Annotated in this window: 1 protein-coding gene; it reads left to right on the plus strand. The window is 65.2% G+C overall.

Annotated elements, in window-relative coordinates; translation table 11 throughout:
• On the plus strand, positions 1-1,325 hold a 1,325-nt coding region (locus BMW75_RS29555; RefSeq protein WP_217646965.1), incomplete at both ends, for a hypothetical protein.

The following is a 1,325-nucleotide window of genomic DNA, read 5'->3' on the forward strand; positions in this document are numbered from 1 at the left end:
GGCAATTCCGCCAGCGGCGTTGCCTTGCCGGGCAACATTACCGACAGCGGCAGCGCCACGATTGTCGATACCGAAAGCACCGACCCGTCCAACCCGAACCCGGGCGCCGACGTGCCGTCCCTGACGGTCTCGGACGCCGGGGACGTCAACGAAGGCAACGACGCCGTCTTCAACGTTGCACTGACCAAGCCGGTCGACGCCGACACTACGCTGACCTTCACGCTGGGAGGCCAGATCGAAGCGGGCGATGTGGGTACGCCCACCGTCATGATCGGCGGCAAGCCTGCCACGGTCACCGCCAATTCGGATGGAACCTACAGCGTCACCGTGCCGGCCGGCACGACCGGCGGCATCGTCGTTACGGTCCCGACCACCGATGATGTCACCTTCGAAGGCCGCGAGAACCTGATCCTCGAAGCTACGCTGACGGGCAATTCCGCCAGTGGCGTTGCCTTGCCTGGCAACATCACCGACAGCGGCAGCGCCACGATTGTCGATACCGAGAGCACTGATCCGTCCAACCCGAACCCCGGCGCGGACGTGCCGTCCCTGACCGTCTCCGACGCAGGCGATGTCAACGAAGGCAGCGACGCCGTCTTCAACGTTGCACTGACCAAGCCGGTCGACGCCGACACCACGCTGACCTTCACGCTGGGCGGCCAGATCGAAACGGGCGATGTGGGTACGCCCACGGTCATGATCGGCGGTAAGCCCGCTACGGTCACCGCCAATCCGGATGGAACCTACAGTGTCACCGTGCCGGCCGGCACCACGGGCGGCATCGTCGTCACGGTCCCGACGACCGATGACACGGTGTTCGAAGGCCGTGAGCAACTGACGTTGGAAGCTACGCTGACGGGCAATTCCGCCAGCGGCGTTGCCTTGCCGGGCAACATTAGCGATAGCGGTAGCGCCACGATTGTCGATACCGAAAGCACTGACCCGTCCAACCCGAACCCGGGCGCGGACGTGCCCGCGCTCACCGTCTCGGACGCAGGCGATGTCAACGAAGGCAGCGACGCGGTCTTCAACGTCGCGCTGACCAAGTCCGTCGACGCCGACACTACGCTGACCTTCACGCTGGGCGGCCAGATCGAAGCGGGCGATGTGGGTACGCCCACCGTCATGATCGGCGGTAAGCCTGCCACGGTCACCGCCAACGCGGATGGCTCGTATAGCGTCACCGTGCCTGCCGGCACGACCGGCGGCATCGTCGTCACGGTCCCGACGACCGATGATGTCACCTTCGAAGGCCGCGAGAACCTGACGTTGGAAGCTACGCTGACGGGCAATTCCGCCAGTGGCATTGCACTGCCGGGCAACAT

Source organism: Achromobacter sp. NFACC18-2 (assembly GCF_900108985.1).
GTDB lineage: Bacteria > Pseudomonadota > Gammaproteobacteria > Burkholderiales > Burkholderiaceae_B > Achromobacter.